The organism is Bradyrhizobium sp. I71, from assembly GCF_022354745.1.
GTDB lineage: Bacteria > Pseudomonadota > Alphaproteobacteria > Rhizobiales > Xanthobacteraceae > Bradyrhizobium > Bradyrhizobium liaoningense.
Map to the genome: position 1 here is coordinate 138,747 of NZ_CP059398.1, position 16,433 is coordinate 155,179.

Genomic DNA, 16,433 nt, shown 5'->3' on the forward strand with positions numbered 1-16,433 from the left:
CGCGGCCGATGAAACCAAGCGGACGCGGCAAATGACCCATCATCACCTGCATTCCAGCCCCGAAACCTGCCATTGGGGCTTCTTCGAAGCCGCGCTTCGGCCCGTCCTCACCATCGCCAGCGGCGACGAGGTGACGGTCGACACCATCAGCGGCGGCCCCGACATGCTGCCCGACCGCGACAAATTTCACATTCCGCCCGAGATGCACGAGGTTCATGCGAAGAACGAGCGCATGCTGCCCGGCCACATCCTAACTGGTCCGATCGCGGTCGAGGGGGCCGAGCCCGGCGACGTGCTCGCGGTCGAGGTCCTCGACGTCCAGCTCCGGCAGGATTGGGGCTGGAACATGATCAAGCCGCTGTCCGGGACCCTGCCCGACGATTTCCACGAGACTCGCATCCTCAACATCCCGCTCGACCGGTCGCGGATGGTTGGCCGCATGCCGTGGGGCCTCGACCTGCCTCTCAAGCCGTTCTTCGGCGTGATGGGCGTTTCGCCGCCGCCGGCCTGGGGTCGCATCTCCTCTCTGATCCCGCGCGCGATGGGCGGCAATCTCGACAACAAGGAGCTCGGCGCCGGCGCGACGCTGTATCTGCCGGTGTTCGTTCCGGGCGCGATGTTCTCCTGCGGTGACGGCCATGGCGTGCAGGGCGACGGCGAAGTCTGCGTCACCGCGATCGAGACCGCGCTGCAGGGCCGCTTCCGCCTGACGCTGCGCAAGGATCTCAGGCTCGACTACCCCCGCGCCGAGACGGCGACGCACTACATGACCATGGCGATGGACCCCGACCTCGACCAATGCGTGGTGCGCGCGCTGCGCGACATGATTGCGCTGCTCGGCGAGACACGAAATCTGTCGCGCGAGGACGCCTACACGCTGTGCAGCCTGGCGGCCGATTTGCGGGTGACCCAGACCGTCAACGGCGCCAAGGGCATCCATTGCATGATCGAAAAGGCGATCGTGCACGGCTGAGCCCGCCGGGCCCTTCCCCGACTTGCCGACATCAAGCGGCCGCCCGGTCTTCTCCGCGGCGCGCCGCGGCGTGTTCGATTCCCAAGCGATTCCAACAAGGTGAGCGGCTGCCCCGGCGCTGATTTGACTTCCACCCCCGAACCTAAATAGAGTCTTAATCGTTACTTTTATGTACCCGAGTAAGAGGCTAGCGTTCGGGCCATGGCCACCGAAAAAGCCGAGACTGACCGCATTCCCGTTACCTTGGCGCTCTCGACCATCGCCTATCTGGAGAAGCTGGTGAGACAGGGCACCCACGGCACCAGCGTTCCCGGCGTCGCACGGACATTGATCGAGGAAGGCATCCGTCTCGCCATCAAGGACGGGCTCTTGTCGATCCGCGACAATGGCAGGACGTGAGTGCGCGCCCGACGTGAGGCGGACGGATCTCGAGAGGGCGGATGGCCGACATCTGCAACCTGGGATCGTTACACATGCCTGCTCTCTCACCAACCTGGACCGACGAACGCATTGAACTGCTGAAGCGACACTTCGAGGCCGGCCTCTCCTGCCGCGAGATCGCCGCCGACATCGGCGTCAGCCGCAATGCCGTGATCGGCAAGCTGTCCCGGCTGAATCTGACGCGCGGCCGGGCGGTCGACGACCGCAAGGACCAGGACAGGGGCTTTGCGCCGGCGCGCACGCGGAGGGCCGTGCCGCGGCTGCAATATGAGATGCTCGCCACGATCTATGGCGAGAGCGATGGCCCCGCGGCCGCGTGCCCCATCGACGAGGCCAATCGCTGCTCTCTGCTGGAGTTGTCCGAGAACCGCTGCCGATGGCCGATCTCGACGCCGGGCGAAGACGATTTCTGCTTCTGCGGCAACACGGCTCCCGACGGCCAGCCCTATTGCGCCGGTCACAGCCGCCTCGCCTACCGGCCGAACACGCGCGCTCGCGTGATGCGCGGCTGATGCCGCGCCGTGCTCCAGAAAACAAAAAACCTCCGGCGGGGCATCACCGGAGGTTTCTGGAGGCTTAGCGTGAAGCTAAGAGCCGCAACTTTCGTATTTGGCTGGTCGGTATATAGCTTAGTAACTCAGGTAAGTAAATAAGTTTGAGACGATCGAATCGCATGGCTCGTCTTCGTCCTCTGCAAAGGCCATCCGATTTTCCGAATGCCCTTCCTTGCGAAAAAGCCCCGGCGGTTTCCCGCCGGGGCTTCATCAAGTTCAAAACCTTCGAGCTTACCAGTTGCGCTGGGCGCGCAGCAGGAGGCTGTAGGTGTCCTGGTCCTTCAGCTCGTAGGTCGCACCCGGCTTGGCGACGCTCGTCAGCGCTGGCGTCGTGATCACGCCCGAATACTTCTGGTCGAGATGGCTGTAGACGAAGTCGGCCGAGAAGGTCAGGTTCTTCACCGGCGTCCAGCGGGTGATGACGCCCACCTGGCCGATGTTGAAGTCCGGATTGCATGTGCCGGTCAGGGTCGCGAACGCGGCGCTGCCGCAGATCAGGCCCTTCGCCGTGCTGTTGTAGTTGACTGCAGCCCACGCGCCGTAGAGCGCCGTATTCCAATACGGGCTCCAGTTGTGGGTGTAGGCACCACGGAAGCCGTAGGTCTTGGTCAGCTCGAGCTGGCCGCCCGGGCCGAACACCGCGTCAGAGACGCCAGCGAAGCCGATGCTCTGGTAGGCGGCGTTCGAGCTGCCGAACATCGAGTAGCTGGTCGCGGCCAGTTCCTGGAAGTTGTAGCGGCTCGCGCCTTCGGTGTAGACGCCCGAGACGTTGATCACGTCGCCGGCGCCGGTCGGAATGTTCTTGATCGAGAGAGCGAGCTGAACCGCCCAGCCCCACTTGTCTTCGGGATGACCGGTGACTTCGGTCGCACCGTAATAGCCGGTATGGTTGTCGTGCGCAGCGACCGACGCCTGGAACAGGCCCCAGGCCTGGTCGACGCGGACCGCGCCGACGATGTCGGGAGACCGGGTGCCACCGAAATCGCTCGAGCCGTAGGCGCCGCCGAGAACGCCCGAGGTCGTCATGCCCGCGGTATTCCAGATGTTGGTCTGGAAGATCTGCGTCTGATCCTGCACGGAGACCGTTGCCGTCACGCCCTGGCCGAAATCGGCCGTGTAGCTGACCTGGGGGACGCCGTTGGTGGTGCCGCTGCCGCCGACGAGCTGGTCGAAATTGTTGCCGGGATAGTTGATCCAGGGAGCGTCGAACTGCGACACCGACTTGCCCAGGGTGAAGCCGGCGAACTGGATGAAGGCGTAGTAGACGCCGAGCGAACCGCCCGAGATGCCGCCGTCAGTCGGGTTGAGGTTGGACGTGCCGGCCGTCGTGGCACTGTAGGCGGTCGCGCCCGTGCCAGAGCCGGTGCCGACATAGCTGCCGGTCGTCCAGGTGAAGACCGCGTCGAAATAGGTGCGGACGACGCCGTACTCGGTCGCGGTGCGCGTATCGATGTTGAGATCCTGACGAGCGCGCATCGAGTAGTAGTTGGTCAGGCGGTTGTTGGCCGCGAACACGCCGTTGTACTGGGCACTGTAGTTGCCGCCGGCGTTCAGCGCCACTTCGGCACGCAGGTAGCCGCCCAGCTTGATGCAGGTGTCGCTGCCCGGGATGTAGTAGAAGCCCGCGCCGTACAGCGAGCAGATCTTGACGTACTCGACCGCCTTGGCCTTGACCGGAAGATCGGCCGCCTGGGCTCCACCGACGGCGATCAGACCCGCCGCAGTGCCGAGCAAAAGGCTCTTCACCACTTTCATTTAAAACCTCCAAGTTGCTCATTTTGCGGAGACCGGACCGTGAGGCCCCCCAGATCCCCGTCTCTCAAATCCGCTCGGCCGCTTTGCGCTTTCGGACCACCCGCTTTCGAGGCGAGGGACGTGAGCGAACCACCTGCAACGGGACGATCGAGTACCCCCCACCGTCGCTGTCAATATGCCTGCGCTGTTCCGCTAATTAAAATAGTTTATTAGCTCAGGTTACTGGTTTCGCTAAACCTGTGCCCCGGGGGCAACACCGGGGCCGGGCGAATCTGCTGAGCCAGTCATCTTTGTGGTTCTGGTGACAAAATTAGCCTGCTCTGCACTTGCGTCAGAGCAGGCTTGCGTGGACTATGACGTTCTACGAACACCGACCTGAACAACCGGTTCACGGAGTGACGCTGTGTCCGCGACGAGGAAAGAGGGAGCGCGCCTGCGCACCATCGGCAACCTGGATATCATCAGGCGCTTCACCTGGGAGATATCGTCGATCAACCTGTATCTCGAGGAGCTGCGTCAGTTCTGGGCGAGGACGCTCGGCATCAGCGGGCCGCAATGGCTGATCCTGATGGCCATCTCCGACCTCGACAAGGACGACGGCATCCCGGTCAACGTCGTGTCCAAGCTCCTCCACGTCGATCCGTCCTTCGTCACCACCCAGTCCAAGCTGCTCGAAAAAAAGGGCCTGTTGCGCCGCCGCCCCTCGCCGACCGACGCCAGGGTGGTCCGGCTGTCCCTGACCGATAAGACGCAGAAGCACCTGGCGAGCCTCACTGAGCAGTACAAGACCATCAGGGAATTCGTCTTCCAGGAATTCGACGAGGCCGAGCTCACCGAATTCACCACCAAGCTCGCGACGCTGAAGGGCCGTCTCGAAAAGGCCTGCGTCCGTCTGAGCCTGGACTTCTGACGCCCGGCCCGATCCGGGCAACCGCCGCTAGATGCGCCCGGCGGCACCGAGCCGCGATTCGAGCCAGTCGAAGATGTATTCGTTGGCAAGGCTGGGATTGTCCGCATGGCCCTGTGCCGCGCCGGTCTCGGCCGCAGTGAACACCTTCAGCATGACGTCCGAACCGCCGAGCCTGGAGTTCCGGACGATCTGACGCGCCCGATCGGCCTTGAGCCAACCGTCCTCGCCGAGCGTGATCAGCACCGGGCACTCGGCGCTCGAGGCCATGAGCGGCGCATGCGGCACCGGGACGATGCTGACGTCGCTCATCGCGAACCGGCTGGCGAAGAACGCTCGTTCGTGCAGGTCCCACAGGCCACCGTCGCAGACGGCGGCGGCAAGCCGCGGCTCCTGCAACACCGCGCGCGAGACGAAGGACGAGCCCCAGCCATCGGCGATGATCCCGACGCGCGCGAAGTCGACGTCACCGCGCGTCTCCAGATAGTCCATGACGCCAGGGATCGCGCTCTCGAGATCCCGGCGCCGCAACAGCGCGTCGAGAAAATCGTCGCGCTGGTCGCCGAACAGGTCGATGGCCAGCATCGAGAAACCGCGCTCGCGCGCATGCGGCACGAGCTTGATCAGGAACTCTTCCTTGCGGTGACCGGGCTCGCCGATGCAGATCACGGTCGGAGCCCGCCCGCCGGCTGACGGCGCAGGAAGGAAATAGCCTTGCAGCGAATGCCCGTCGAGCCAGGGTATCGTCACGACTTCGCCGGCCGGGCTGCGCGCGGCGAGATAGCGGCGGGCACAGTCCTGCATCGCCAGCACCGCGACCCAGCGGCGCTCATCCGCCGGATCGAGCGGCATCGCCGCGGCACCATAGTAGTTCATCGCGCGCAGCCAATTGCGCTGCGCGCTCGCCATGTGGCCCTCCGCGAACGCGACTTCGGCGCGCTGCCGATTGGTTTGCGCCAGCTTCTTCCACTCGCGATGCCAGGACCGGTCGTCGCCCCGCTTCAGCTGTCGCGCGATCATGAGGCATTCCGCGATCGTGGCGCCGCCCTCCTGGGCCGCAGTGAGCAGCCGCGTGAACTCAGCGGAAATGTCCTCTCGTTCCGGGCAAAGGGTCCAGTCGTCGGAGAGGCATGCTGGCATCATCGGGAGCTACGCTCGATCGTCGCGTTACTCCCATTAATTAAACGATTTCAGTCCGCCAACCAAGCGGCCGAGCGCCCGATGAGGGGCGTTTCAGATCACCATCGCTTGAACATCGTCATGTCGCATGCGTGACATTCCAATAGGTCATGGAGCGGGCGAACATTGGGAAGAGGTGGCACGCAAGATTCCCTGCGCATCTCTTGCCATGATGATCATCATACCATATTTTCGCGCCCGCTCGGAGACTGTCTCAACCAAGCCGCCAGCCGACCTCCTGCACGAGAGTTTCGTAGAAGGCGCGGTCGTAAGCCTGCTCCGGCGTGGCGCGCACGCGCTCGTCGAGACGTTTTGCGTCCTCGCCGACGAGGATTCGCCAGCGCTCCGCCTTGACGCCGTCGAGAATGATCTTCGCCGCCTGCGCCGCCGTCGTCGGCGCATCCTCCAGAAAGCTGCGGGCGCGCTCGGCGAACACCGCCTGGATGTCCTCGTCCGACATCTTGTCCGCATCCGGCACGCCGGCCGCCACCATGCGCTTGCGGGTCAGCGCCACCTCGTCGTCGCTAAGCCGTTCCGAGCCGTCCGCGCTCTGCACCTTGCGCGAATTCGAGACGATCGAGGTGCCGATGTGACCGGGCATCACGACCGAGCATTTGACGTGCGGCGCGTGCAGGCGGAGATCGTTGATCAGCGCTTCGGTAAATCCCTTCACGGCGAACTTGGCCGAGCTATAGGCGGTGTGCGCCTGGTTCATGCCGATCGAGGCCCAGAAGCCGTTGACGCTCGCGGTGTTGACGATGTGGGCCTCGTCCGCCGCGACCAGCATCGGCAGGAAGGTGCGCACGCCGAGATAGACCCCGCCCCAGCAGATGTTGAAGGTGCGCTCCCACTGCTCGCGCGTGTTGGTGAACAGGCTGCCGCCCCCGCCGATGCCGGCATTGTTGAACAGCAGATGGATCTTGTCCGTCTTCTGCTGCTCGGCGAGCTCGTCGCGAAAACGCTTCAGGTGATCCTCGATCGCGACGTCGGCGACATGGGTCGTGACGCGCAGGCCCTGCGGCAGTTTCTCGGTCTCGCACAGCCGCCTGGTCTCGGCCATCGCGGCCTCCGAGACGTCGCACATCGCGACGTTGCAGCCTTCGGCCACGAGCTGCCGCGCGAGCTCGCGCCCCATTCCCGTGCCGCCGCCGGTGATGACCGCGATCTTTCCAGCAAAATCCTTCATGGGACTTCGGTCCCTCCCCTTGTCGGTATGTTTCTTCGTCACGGCGCCGCTCACCGGGCGCCCGCAAAACTGTAGCAGCGCCGCATCCACAGGTAAAAGCCGCGCGCAGTCAGCTTCGACATCGCTTATTTCGACTGACGGACTATTCCGCTGCACCAGAGCGCGGCCGGCTCCGTACGCCGGGCCCGCCTCACGGAAGGCCGCCGCGCGGAGCTGGTCCCGCAACCGGGGATGACTGCCCCGGCTCCCGTATTTTGCCCGGCTTCGGGTTAAGAGCATTTCTCTTACGATCCGAATCGTCGGATCGGGGGGACACCGGGTTGTTTCGGCCAGGCCAGCGTGTCGCTTGCGTGCAACAGGCTCTGGCACTCCGCTTGCATCCTCCTCGTGGTCAGAAACAACCGATGAGGTGACAGGAATGTTCGTGACCGTCGTTGCCGTACTTTGCCGGCTTGGCGCAGCCAGCTCAGGCAGTTGCGTCGAGGAAATCGTGACCGACAGCAACATGACGCCCGAGATTTCGATGATGCAATGCGCGGTCGGCGCACAGGCCCCGCTCGCGAAATGGATGGGCGAGCATCCGATCTATCACGCCAACTGGCGCCTCGAGCGCTACAAATGCGTGCCGGGCCACTACGAGATCAAGGGCCACGCCTGACGGCCCCGCAAAACTACTGATCCGAACACGACGGATCGAGGAAACGCCCCGGAGGCCGCCTCCGACGGGCCGCACCGCGCCAGTCAGATGAGACGGCGCGCGCCAACGGTCACAGATCTCTTCCATCCCGCAACATCGCAGGCGCAGCCATCCCTCCAGTGGCGGGATCAGCGCGCGATGGTTGAACGCACCCAACCGGGCGCGGCTCTCCGAAAATAGGAACTTGGGCGCTGAAGACGACTTAAAGGGGCGAGGTACAAACCATGGCCATCGATGCATTCGCAGGCACTTCGCCCGTGTTTCTCCCCGAAATCTTCTTTGTCGGGCGCCTGGAAGGTTGGGCTGTTCTTGAAAGCCTCGTCGGCGGGCTTCTCAAGCGCGCGACGATATCGGCTCACGGTGAACTCGACGCGAGCACCGATACGGTGCTCTTGACTGAGACCTACACTTTCGATGATGGCCACAGCGACACACTACGCTGGACGATTCACAAAATAGCTGCAGGTCGATACATCGGTCACGAAAATCGCCTGGAGGGCGAAGCCGTGGGCGAGCAAGCCGGATGCGCGTTTCACTGGAAGTACACCCGCGACACCCCGCAAGGCGATGGCAAGTCTTTCAAGCTGAACTTCGATGATTGGTTTTATGCGATCGATGAAAGCGCGTGCATCGTTCGCGGAAGCGCCGGCCGAGCGGGTATCCCGTTCGCAACCGCGCATGTCACTTATCGAAAGGTGACCTAACGCGCGCGACGCCCGCGCAGGCATGCTCGTACAGAGGCTCAACCTTTAGCAGAACGGGAGGGGGCGTCGATTGCTCGGCAGCCAAGTCGACTGCCTTATGGGAGAACAGGCACGTCCACAAAATGGGAAGATCTTAGCGGGCGCACTGATTGAGTATACCGATAAGCTTCGGCTTGCCGCTTCCGATGCTCATTCCCTCGAATCCGAAGAATACAGGTGCCTCATGCGAGGCCTGAATCGCCACACCAACAGTCTCCCCCTTTCGAAGGACCCCTATTTCCCTTTGTGATAGACTGTATACGACATTGAACAATCCGTTTTGAATCCGCTTGGTATCGGGCCTTAATGGATACACCTGCCCATCGATCAAAAGAGAATGGGCGGCCATATTCTTTAGTTCAGTATCCCTGCGAAGAGCATCGAAGATAGCGAGCAAGACTGTTCGGCGTTTTTCGCAGTACAGGATGAACTTATTTATTCCAGACTCCTCGGTTGTTCGCTCTCCTTTCAGATAAAGTTGGCGGTCCGTACTTTCAATTGTCCAGACAGGTCGAGTCCGCCCGTTATTGACGACGTTCAGCCGTTCCAAAGTCGCCTTGTCGATTTCATGCATGCCGTCAGGGCTCGCCGCGGTGCCCAACGTGAATAGATCTGGATCGACATCCATTGAGCGTATGTATTCTACTGCCAGGGCGGAAACGACTTGAGCAGCTCCTTCAATGCGCTCATCGGCTCGCAGCGACTTGAATTGGTGAACGCCGTATCGGGACCCCTGCTTCAAATACCTGAATTGACCGCCCAAATAGGCGTATGCGCACGCGCTGTAACAGCCGCCCTCATCGATATCGAAGCGCTTTGGAGAGGATGGTGATTTCCGACCGATATCGGTAGAAAATCCATGCTTTCGGATGAGGCGACCGAGTTCTATTCCCGCAACCAGACTTCCACCGGGTGAATTCAGGTAGACAACAGACCGGTCGGGAATACGATTTTGCGTGACATACCGCTCAAACCGCTGGGGTGCGTCGGGATCGATGTCTCCGTCCAAAAAGACGAACCACTGATTGCCCGCTATCTCAATGGGTAACTCCGGCGGAAGTCCCTTTACGGTCATGTTCGATTGCGCATCGGCTGAACCTGACTGAAAAGCCAATAACAGAGCGAGCGCGCAAATTTTTCGCCGCACCATGGCCTTCACAAGCTTCGCCATCGATTCAATTCCTGCATCAAGTGGCACAACGTAGCGTGAGACCATAAGCGGTCGCTATATCTTTGGTAGAAACAATCAGCGCCGGCCTGCCGCGCCGCAAGCTCCATCGAAGCTCCGACCGCTACTGTGCATGGGGTTGTTTTCGGGCATTTTGGTTTGCCGACCACCGAAGCAGCCGCCCGCCGCCGTCGCGCACGCGACCCCGCCGGCGCGAGCCCTGCGCCCGGTCGATCCGCCCGACAAATGATTTGGACAAAATGGTCGGAGCGAGAGGATTTGAACCTCCGACCCCTAGTCTCCCAGACTAGTGCGCTAACCGGGCTGCGCCACGCTCCGAACGTCGTTCCATTAGCTAGGATCGGCGCGATGTGCAAGGCGAGGCCGCAGCATTTTGCCGTTGCCGACACCCGGCCCGGAACTGCCCGCAAAGCCGGCCGGATGCGGCTCCTCACCCGTCCTTCAGCGCCTGATCCAGCATCTCCCGGCAGGCGACGAGGTCGGCGAGCGCCCGGCCTAGGCGCTCCCGGTCCAGCGCGCTGGGGCCGGCGGGCGCAGCAGTGGCGCCGCCCTTGCGGAAGGTGGTGAGGATCTCCTCGTCGTCGATCTCGCTGAAGCGGAAGTCGATGCCTTCCTCTTCGTCGCCCTGGTAGTCGTCATCGTCGGTGTCGGTGACGCCCTTGATGGGCGCCTCGTCCTCGGGCTCGATCAGGCTCGCGCCGATGGCGTCCTCGATGGCCCCGAACGAGACCGCGGCGGCGCTGTCGGCCAAGCCCTGCACCGATTTGACGCCGTGCTCCTTCAGGATCCGCTGCACCCCGCGGATGGTGTAGCCCTCCCCGTAGAGCAGCCGGCGGATGCCCTTGAGCAGGTCGACGTCGTCGGGGCGGTAATAGCGGCGGCCGCCGCTGCGCTTCATCGGCTTGATCTGGGAGAACCGGGTCTCCCAGAACCGCAGCACGTGCTGCGGAATGTCGAGTTCCTGCGCTACTTCGCTGATGGTTCGGAACGCATCCGGCGCCTTGTCCAAATGCCAAATCCTTTGCGAAAGGGTTATGCCTCTTGCTGAGCCTTGCTGGTGGCGTCGCCATTGGCGCGGTGCTGGCCGTTGATCCGCTGCTTCAGGATCGCCGACGGCTTGAACACCATGACGCGGCGCGGCGAGATCGGCACCTCGGTACCGGTCTTCGGGTTACGGCCGATGCGCTGACCCTTCTTGCGCACCATGAAGGACCCGAACGAGGACAATTTCACCGTCTCGCCCTTTTCGAGGCAGTCGGTAATCTCCTTCAGCACGAGTTCCACAAAGGCGGACGATTCCGTGCGCGACAGCCCCACCTTCTGGTAGACGGCTTCGCACAGATCAACTCGCGTTACGGTTTTGCTGGTCTCGGTCATCGCCCTGCCCCACATCACGGCGAACAATTGTTGTCTGAAATTATGAGGTTACGATACGGCGGTCAACAGCGCTCATCAATGCAGACGCATCGATTATCGACGCGAATTCCGGCAAAATTTTATCGACTGTGGCTTACCAGCGCAGCAGCGCGGAGCCCCAGGTGAAGCCGCCGCCCATCGCCTCCAGGAGAATCAGGTCACCCTTCTTGATGCGGCCGTCCTTGCGCGCCTCCGACAGCGCCAGCGGGATCGAGGCGGCGGAGGTGTTGCCGTGACGGTCCACCGTCAGCACCACCTTTTCCGGCGCGATGTGAAGCTTGTGTGCGGAGGCGTCGATGATTCGCTTGTTGGCCTGGTGCGGCACGAACCAGTCGATGCTTTCGGCATTGAGCCCGGTCGCCTGGAAGGCATCGACGATGACGTCGGTGATCATGCCGACCGCATGCTTGAAGACCTCGCGGCCTTCCATGCGCAGATGGCCGACGGTCTGGGTCGAGGACGGACCGCCATCGACGAACAGCTTTGCCTTGTGGCGGCCGTCGGAGCGCAGATGCGTGGTCACAATACCGCGGTCGGTCGCGGCATTGCCGGGCTGCTCCTGCGCCTCCAGCACCACCGCCCCGGCGCCGTCGCCGAACAGCACGCAGGTGCCGCGGTCGTTCCAGTCGAGGATGCGCGAGAAGGTTTCGGCGCCGATCACCAGCGCGCGCTTGAAGGCACCGGTGCGCAGGAAATTGTCGGCGGTGGCAAGCGCGAACACGAAGCCCGAGCACACCGCCTGGAGGTCGAAGGCCGCGCCATGATTGATGCCGAGCCCGTGCTGCACGGCGACAGCCGTCGCGGGGAAGGTGTTGTCCGGGGTCGAGGTCGCCAGCACGATGAGGTCGATCGACTGCGCGTCCATGCCGGCATCGCTGAGCGCGGCCTGCGCGGCCTTGATCGCCAGGTGCGAGGTGAACTCGCCCTCGGCCGCGATGTGCCGCTCGCGAATGCCCGTGCGCTGAACGATCCACTCGTCGGAGGTGTCGATGCGGGCCGCCAATTGGGCGTTGGTCACCACCTGCTCCGGCAGATAAGAGCCGCAGCCAAGCACGACCGAACGAATTTGAGTCACGAAACATCCTCCGGCGCGGGCTGCACGGAACTGAGTGCACCACCCTCGCGGTTGAGCATCTGATTGATCTTGTTCAGGAGATCGTAGTGAGCCATCTCATAGCCAACATCGATCGCATAGGCAAAGCCTTCGGCGTTGGTTCCGCCGTGGCTCTTGACCACCACCCCCCTCAGTCCCAGCAGCACACCGCCATTGGACTTGTTGGGGTCCATCTTGTCGCGCAGGGCCTGGAAGGCGCTGCGGGCGAAGACATAGCCGAGCTTGGAGAGCCAGCTCCGCTGCATCTCGTTACGGAGCAATTCCGCCATCTGGCGCGCGGTTCCCTCGGCAGCCTTGAGCGCGATGTTGCCGCTGAAGCCCTCGGTCACGATGACGTCGGCCAGACCCTTTCCGATACCGTCGCCCTCGACGAAGCCGATATAGTCGAGCTCGGGCAGGTTCCTTGCCCGCAGGATCTCGCTGGCCTCGCGGATCTCCTCGTGGCCCTTGATCTCTTCGGCGCCGATGTTGAGCAGGCCGACCGTCGGCCGCTTCTTGTTGAACAGCACGCTCGCCTTGGCCGCGCCCATGACCGCCATCGACACCAGATGGTGGGCATCGCCGCCGAGGGTGGCGCCGAGGTCGAGCACGACGGATTCGCCGCGCATGGTCGGCCATATCGCGGAGATGGCCGGACGGTCGATGCCCGGCAGCGTCCGTAGGTGGAAGCGCGCCATCGCCATCAGCGCGCCGGTATTGCCGGCGGAGATCGCGACATCCGCCTCGCCCTTCTTGACCGCATCGATCGCCAGCCACATCGAGGAGGTCTTGCGGCCGCGCCGCAGCGCCTGGCTCGGCTTGTCCTCCATGCTGACGGCGACGTCGGTATGGACGATCCTGGAGGCGGCTTTCAGCTTCGGGTGCTTGTCGAGCTCCGGCTCGATCCTGGCGCGGTCGCCGACCAGCAGGAACTCGGTATCGCGATGCCTGCCCAGCGAGATGGCGGCGCCCGGAATGACCACGGCGGGGCCGACATCGCCCCCCATGGCGTCCAGCGCGATGCGAACCTTGCTTGGCATGAAAGTCCTGGAAACCTGGTCTGGTGCGGTCTTGAGCTAGCGGGGCCGCGAAATGGGTTCGCCACGGACATGGCGATCGGCCAGGCGCCACGCCGCACCCGGACCGGGGCGCGACAATAGCGTTTTGTTACCCCGAAACAACCTCTTGCCCCCAGCCTTTTGCATTTGGGGCGATGCGGCCACGAACCCCGGATTGAGCAGGAAAGACATCGAAATCAGGAGGATAAATGCTTCTTTCAAACCATCAGGGGAAATGCCTCGCGTCTCCTCGCAAGGCGGGCACAAGGGGAAATGCCCTATTGGCCCTTCTTCTTGTCTTGAAGCGCCTTCAGCACCGCGAAGGGATTGTCGTCGGGATCTGGGGCGGTGACCTCCGCCTCGAACACGGCCCCCTCCTTGCGCGGATAGGGATCGATGGCCAGGAACAGGGCGTCGGTGGCGAGCCGGCCGAGGTCAATGATGCCACCAGCGATCGGCTCGGGAGGATCGGCGACCTCGGACGGTCCCTCGTCGTCCTGCCCCTCCTCGATCAGATCGGCCAGGCGCCGCGCCTCGGCCTCGGGGGCGAACATCAGGTCGACCTCCTCCTCGATCTCGCTCTCGATCGGATCCAGCGTGACGACGCAGGTCTGGCCGATCCGGCCGCGAACAAGCCCCGTGACCTGGACCCGCCCACCGCTCTTCGGCACGACATCGAAGCTGGCATGCGCGGACAGGATCTCCCGCACGCCCGCGAGCGCCGCCATGGTTTGCCGCTCGGCCGCTGAGGCCTCGAGCTCGCGATGCAGGCCTGCTTCGGGGATCTGCGCAACGATGACGGGCGCCCGCCAGGGATCGGGCTCGGATCCGGCATTCGGTCGACTCATGGCGTGACATCCTCGGGGAGTGCTGGAGGAAACTTGAAGGAGGCGCGCAGCAGCGCGGCCTCGTCGGTCCGGCCAAGATCGGCCTCACTGGCCCGGGCATAGGCCGCGAGCTGCTGCGCCTGGCCGAAGCCGGTCCCATTCAAGATATTCTTGCAGATCGCCGATGCCAGCGCCTCGCCGCCGCCTTCCATGGCCTGGTCATAAGCCTGGACGCGACCGTAGAACGCCTCGCCGAAGGCCCGCATCCGCTTCGGCACGGTCTGGTCGCCCACTCCCATCTCGCGCAGATTGTCGTCCATGTCTTCGCAGAAGCGATCGAATAGCGCCTGGGACAGCTCCGTGGCGCCTCCGGTGGCACTCTGGACCGTGCGCAGGCGGCGCAGCAACAGCCAGAGATGCAGCAGCAACAGGTCGAAACGCCCGTTAACCGTATCGGGCACGCCCAAGTCACGGTAAAATATGGGTTCTCGCGCCTGCGTCACGATCATGCCATAGATGGCTTCAATGGTGCCCGGCGGGGTTAGTCGGGGTTTCCTGAAGTGATTGAACGGCCAAAGCATTGTGGTTTCCGCAAGCGGGCGCGCGCGTGTTGCATTCAGAGCCTCCGCCCGGTACTTCAGCGCCTCGCGCGACGCAAGGGGACGGAATCAGTTCCGCTATGACGACAACGAACCAGACCAGCCTGCGCGCAGATCAGCGGCGCGGCCTCCACGCATGCTGGCGCGGCTTGCGCATGCTCGCAGCTGCCGCCGTGGTCGGCGCGGCTCTTGCGGGCTGTACGGGCGAGCAGTTTCAGAAGGGTTACATCCTGCCGCCCGGCGCGCTCGAGCAGATTCCGATCGGCGCAAGCCAGGACCAGGTGCTGATCGTGATGGGCACCCCCTCCACGGTCGCGACCCTCGACGGTGAGGTGTTCTACTACATCTCGCAACGCTCGGAGCGCCCGGTCGCCTTCATGAACCAGAAGGTGGTCGACCAGCGCGTGATCGCCATCTATTTCGACAAGAACCGGCGCGTGCGCCGGCTTGCGAATTACGGTCTGCAGGACGGCAAGATCTTCGACTTCATCAGCCGTACGACGCCGACGTCGGGCCAGGAGATGAGCTACCTCACGCCGCTGTTCAAGCTGCTCAGCTTCAACTGAGTCTGCAGAGCGCTTTCGCGCGGAGTCGATAACGGCTCGCGCGGAAAAAACGCGGCCAACACGCTGCCAGAGCCCTTCCAATTCCGTCGGAAGGTAAATCGCTCTGAGCTGCGGCGTCGTGCCGCTCTGCGCACGCCACTTGCCCTCGCACGCGACTTGCGGTCGCACGAGCGGTTCCGTACGGTCCCTGCAAAGAAAGAAGCAGGGAGTGGATTCGTGCCTAAGCCTTTGTTGTCCCGCCGTCGCGTGCTCACCGGCGCTGCCGGCCTTTCAGCCGCAGCCATACTGCCGCGATCGAGCCTCGCCGACTGGAAGCCCACCGAAAACGTTCGCCTCGTCGTACCGGCTGCGGCCGGCGGATCGACCGACGTGATGGGCCGACTCTTGGCCGCGCATCTGCAAACCGCCTGGGGCCAGTCGGCGGTCGTGGAAAACCGCTCGGGCGGCGGCGGCACCATCGGGACTGCCGAGGTGGTCCGCGCCAAGCCTGATGGTCACACCATCCTGGTCGGCAATCCCGGTCCGAACGCGATCGCCTACAGCATCTTCAAGAACCTCACCTACAAGCCCGACCAGCTGCAGCCGGTCTCGAACATGATCCGGATCCCGAACATCGTCTCGGCGCATCCGAAGACGGGCATCAAGTCGATCCCCGAGCTGATCGCCTACCTCAAGGCCAATCCGGACAAGCTCAGCTACGCCTCTTCGGGCGTCGGCCAGAGCCCTCACCTCACCGGCGCCTGGTTCCTCCAGCTCACCGGCCTGAAGATGACGCACATCCCGTTCCGCGGCGCCGGACCCGCGCTGCAAGCGGCCCTCGCCGGCGACATCCAGATCCTGTTCGACAATCTCTATCCGAGCCTGCCTCAGGTGCAGAACGGCACGCTCAACGGTCTCTGCGTCACCACGACCGAGCGCAGCGACCTCGCGCCGAACCTGCCGACGATGCGAGAGAGCGCGCCGGAGCTGGCGAGTTTCGACATCTCGTCCTGGTTCTCGGTATTCCTGCCGAAGGGGGTTTCACCCGAGGTGCTCAACGCGCTCAATCTCCAGATCAAGGCGATGCTGGAGCGCGAGGACATCAAGAAGCAGATCGCCGCCATGGGCGCCCGCGCCGACTACGGCACCCCGCAGCAATTTGCCGCCTTCGTGGAGGCCGAGACGAAGAAGTTCGCCGGCATCATCCAGAAGGAAGGGCTGCAAATGGACGTCCAGTAGTTTCTCGTGTCCCGGATGCCGCCTGCGGCATC

At 63.5% G+C, this 16,433-nt stretch carries 18 protein-coding genes and 1 tRNA gene; 8 read left to right on the plus strand and 11 right to left on the minus strand.

Annotated features, from left to right (window positions below; all coding sequences use genetic code 11):
• Nucleotides 1-31 precede the first annotated feature (31 nt).
• From FJV43_RS00650 to FJV43_RS00660, 3 genes are all read left to right on the plus strand, one after another.
• Entirely contained in the window at nucleotides 32-973 is a 942-nt protein-coding gene (locus FJV43_RS00650) for an acetamidase/formamidase family protein (protein WP_239623895.1), read from the plus strand.
• Nucleotides 974-1,174: 201 nt separating this feature from the next.
• Nucleotides 1,175-1,372, plus strand: a complete 198-nt coding sequence (locus FJV43_RS00655; RefSeq protein WP_024341172.1) for a hypothetical protein — start codon at nucleotides 1,175-1,177, stop codon at nucleotides 1,370-1,372.
• Between the two features lie 74 nt (nucleotides 1,373-1,446).
• Entirely contained in the window at nucleotides 1,447-1,926 is a 480-nt protein-coding gene (locus FJV43_RS00660) for a GcrA family cell cycle regulator (protein WP_239623896.1), read from the plus strand.
• Between the two features lie 273 nt (nucleotides 1,927-2,199).
• Here FJV43_RS00660 and FJV43_RS00665 read toward each other — a convergent pair whose 3' ends face one another.
• Complete coding sequence (locus FJV43_RS00665) at nucleotides 2,200-3,723, minus strand: porin (protein WP_239623897.1); 1,524 nt, start codon at nucleotides 3,721-3,723, stop codon at nucleotides 2,200-2,202.
• A 403-nt stretch (nucleotides 3,724-4,126) separates the two neighbouring features.
• On the opposite strand from FJV43_RS00665, the gene FJV43_RS00670 reads away from it, so the two are divergent.
• A complete protein-coding gene (locus FJV43_RS00670; RefSeq protein WP_239623898.1) occupies nucleotides 4,127-4,633 on the plus strand; it encodes a MarR family transcriptional regulator in 507 nt (168 codons plus the stop codon).
• A gap of 27 nt (nucleotides 4,634-4,660) precedes the next feature.
• Here FJV43_RS00670 and FJV43_RS00675 read toward each other — a convergent pair whose 3' ends face one another.
• On the minus strand, nucleotides 4,661-5,773 hold the full coding sequence (locus FJV43_RS00675; RefSeq protein ID WP_239623899.1) for an alpha/beta hydrolase: 1,113 nt from the start codon (nucleotides 5,771-5,773) through the stop codon (nucleotides 4,661-4,663).
• A gap of 250 nt (nucleotides 5,774-6,023) precedes the next feature.
• Nucleotides 6,024-6,995, minus strand: coding sequence for an SDR family NAD(P)-dependent oxidoreductase (locus FJV43_RS00680; protein WP_239623900.1), 972 nt, complete (start codon nucleotides 6,993-6,995; stop codon nucleotides 6,024-6,026).
• 418 nt (nucleotides 6,996-7,413) lie between these two features.
• Here FJV43_RS00680 and FJV43_RS00685 point away from each other — a divergent pair, with 418 nt between their 5' ends.
• Both FJV43_RS00685 and FJV43_RS00690 read left to right on the plus strand, forming a co-directional pair.
• Nucleotides 7,414-7,653: a hypothetical protein gene (locus FJV43_RS00685; RefSeq protein WP_028178804.1), complete on the plus strand. Its 240-nt coding sequence runs from the start codon at nucleotides 7,414-7,416 to the stop codon at nucleotides 7,651-7,653.
• A 263-nt stretch (nucleotides 7,654-7,916) separates the two neighbouring features.
• Nucleotides 7,917-8,396 (plus strand): DUF3833 family protein, encoded by a 480-nt coding sequence (locus FJV43_RS00690; RefSeq protein WP_239623901.1) that lies wholly within the window; start codon nucleotides 7,917-7,919, stop codon nucleotides 8,394-8,396.
• 133 nt (nucleotides 8,397-8,529) lie between these two features.
• Here FJV43_RS00690 and FJV43_RS00695 read toward each other — a convergent pair whose 3' ends face one another.
• From FJV43_RS00695 to FJV43_RS00730, 8 genes are all read right to left on the minus strand, one after another.
• Nucleotides 8,530-9,606, minus strand: coding sequence for a hypothetical protein (locus FJV43_RS00695; protein ID WP_239623902.1), 1,077 nt, complete (start codon nucleotides 9,604-9,606; stop codon nucleotides 8,530-8,532).
• A 258-nt stretch (nucleotides 9,607-9,864) separates the two neighbouring features.
• Nucleotides 9,865-9,942 (minus strand) — tRNA-Pro (locus FJV43_RS00700).
• Between the two features lie 112 nt (nucleotides 9,943-10,054).
• Complete coding sequence (locus tag FJV43_RS00705) at nucleotides 10,055-10,633, minus strand: MerR family transcriptional regulator (protein WP_239623903.1); 579 nt, start codon at nucleotides 10,631-10,633, stop codon at nucleotides 10,055-10,057.
• A gap of 23 nt (nucleotides 10,634-10,656) precedes the next feature.
• Nucleotides 10,657-11,001: an integration host factor subunit alpha gene (locus tag FJV43_RS00710; protein WP_239623904.1), complete on the minus strand. Its 345-nt coding sequence runs from the start codon at nucleotides 10,999-11,001 to the stop codon at nucleotides 10,657-10,659.
• Nucleotides 11,002-11,134: 133 nt separating this feature from the next.
• Nucleotides 11,135-12,115 (minus strand): beta-ketoacyl-ACP synthase III, encoded by a 981-nt coding sequence (locus tag FJV43_RS00715; RefSeq protein ID WP_239623905.1) that lies wholly within the window; start codon nucleotides 12,113-12,115, stop codon nucleotides 11,135-11,137.
• Nucleotides 12,112-13,173, minus strand: a complete 1,062-nt coding sequence (plsX, locus tag FJV43_RS00720) for a phosphate acyltransferase PlsX (RefSeq protein ID WP_239623906.1) — start codon at nucleotides 13,171-13,173, stop codon at nucleotides 12,112-12,114. The genes FJV43_RS00715 and plsX overlap by 4 nt, the downstream gene beginning before the upstream one ends.
• 296 nt (nucleotides 13,174-13,469) lie before the next feature.
• Nucleotides 13,470-14,039, minus strand: coding sequence for a DUF177 domain-containing protein (locus FJV43_RS00725; RefSeq protein ID WP_239623907.1), 570 nt, complete (start codon nucleotides 14,037-14,039; stop codon nucleotides 13,470-13,472).
• Nucleotides 14,036-14,599, minus strand: a complete 564-nt coding sequence (locus FJV43_RS00730; RefSeq protein ID WP_239623908.1) for a ubiquinol-cytochrome C chaperone family protein — start codon at nucleotides 14,597-14,599, stop codon at nucleotides 14,036-14,038. The genes FJV43_RS00725 and FJV43_RS00730 overlap by 4 nt, the downstream gene beginning before the upstream one ends.
• A 98-nt stretch (nucleotides 14,600-14,697) precedes the next feature.
• On the opposite strand from FJV43_RS00730, the gene FJV43_RS00735 reads away from it, so the two are divergent.
• Both FJV43_RS00735 and FJV43_RS00740 read left to right on the plus strand, forming a co-directional pair.
• On the plus strand, nucleotides 14,698-15,183 hold the full coding sequence (locus FJV43_RS00735) for an outer membrane protein assembly factor BamE (protein WP_239623909.1): 486 nt from the start codon (nucleotides 14,698-14,700) through the stop codon (nucleotides 15,181-15,183).
• Between the two features lie 216 nt (nucleotides 15,184-15,399).
• Nucleotides 15,400-16,401, plus strand: coding sequence for a tripartite tricarboxylate transporter substrate binding protein (locus tag FJV43_RS00740; protein WP_239623910.1), 1,002 nt, complete (start codon nucleotides 15,400-15,402; stop codon nucleotides 16,399-16,401).
• Nucleotides 16,402-16,433 lie beyond the last annotated feature (32 nt).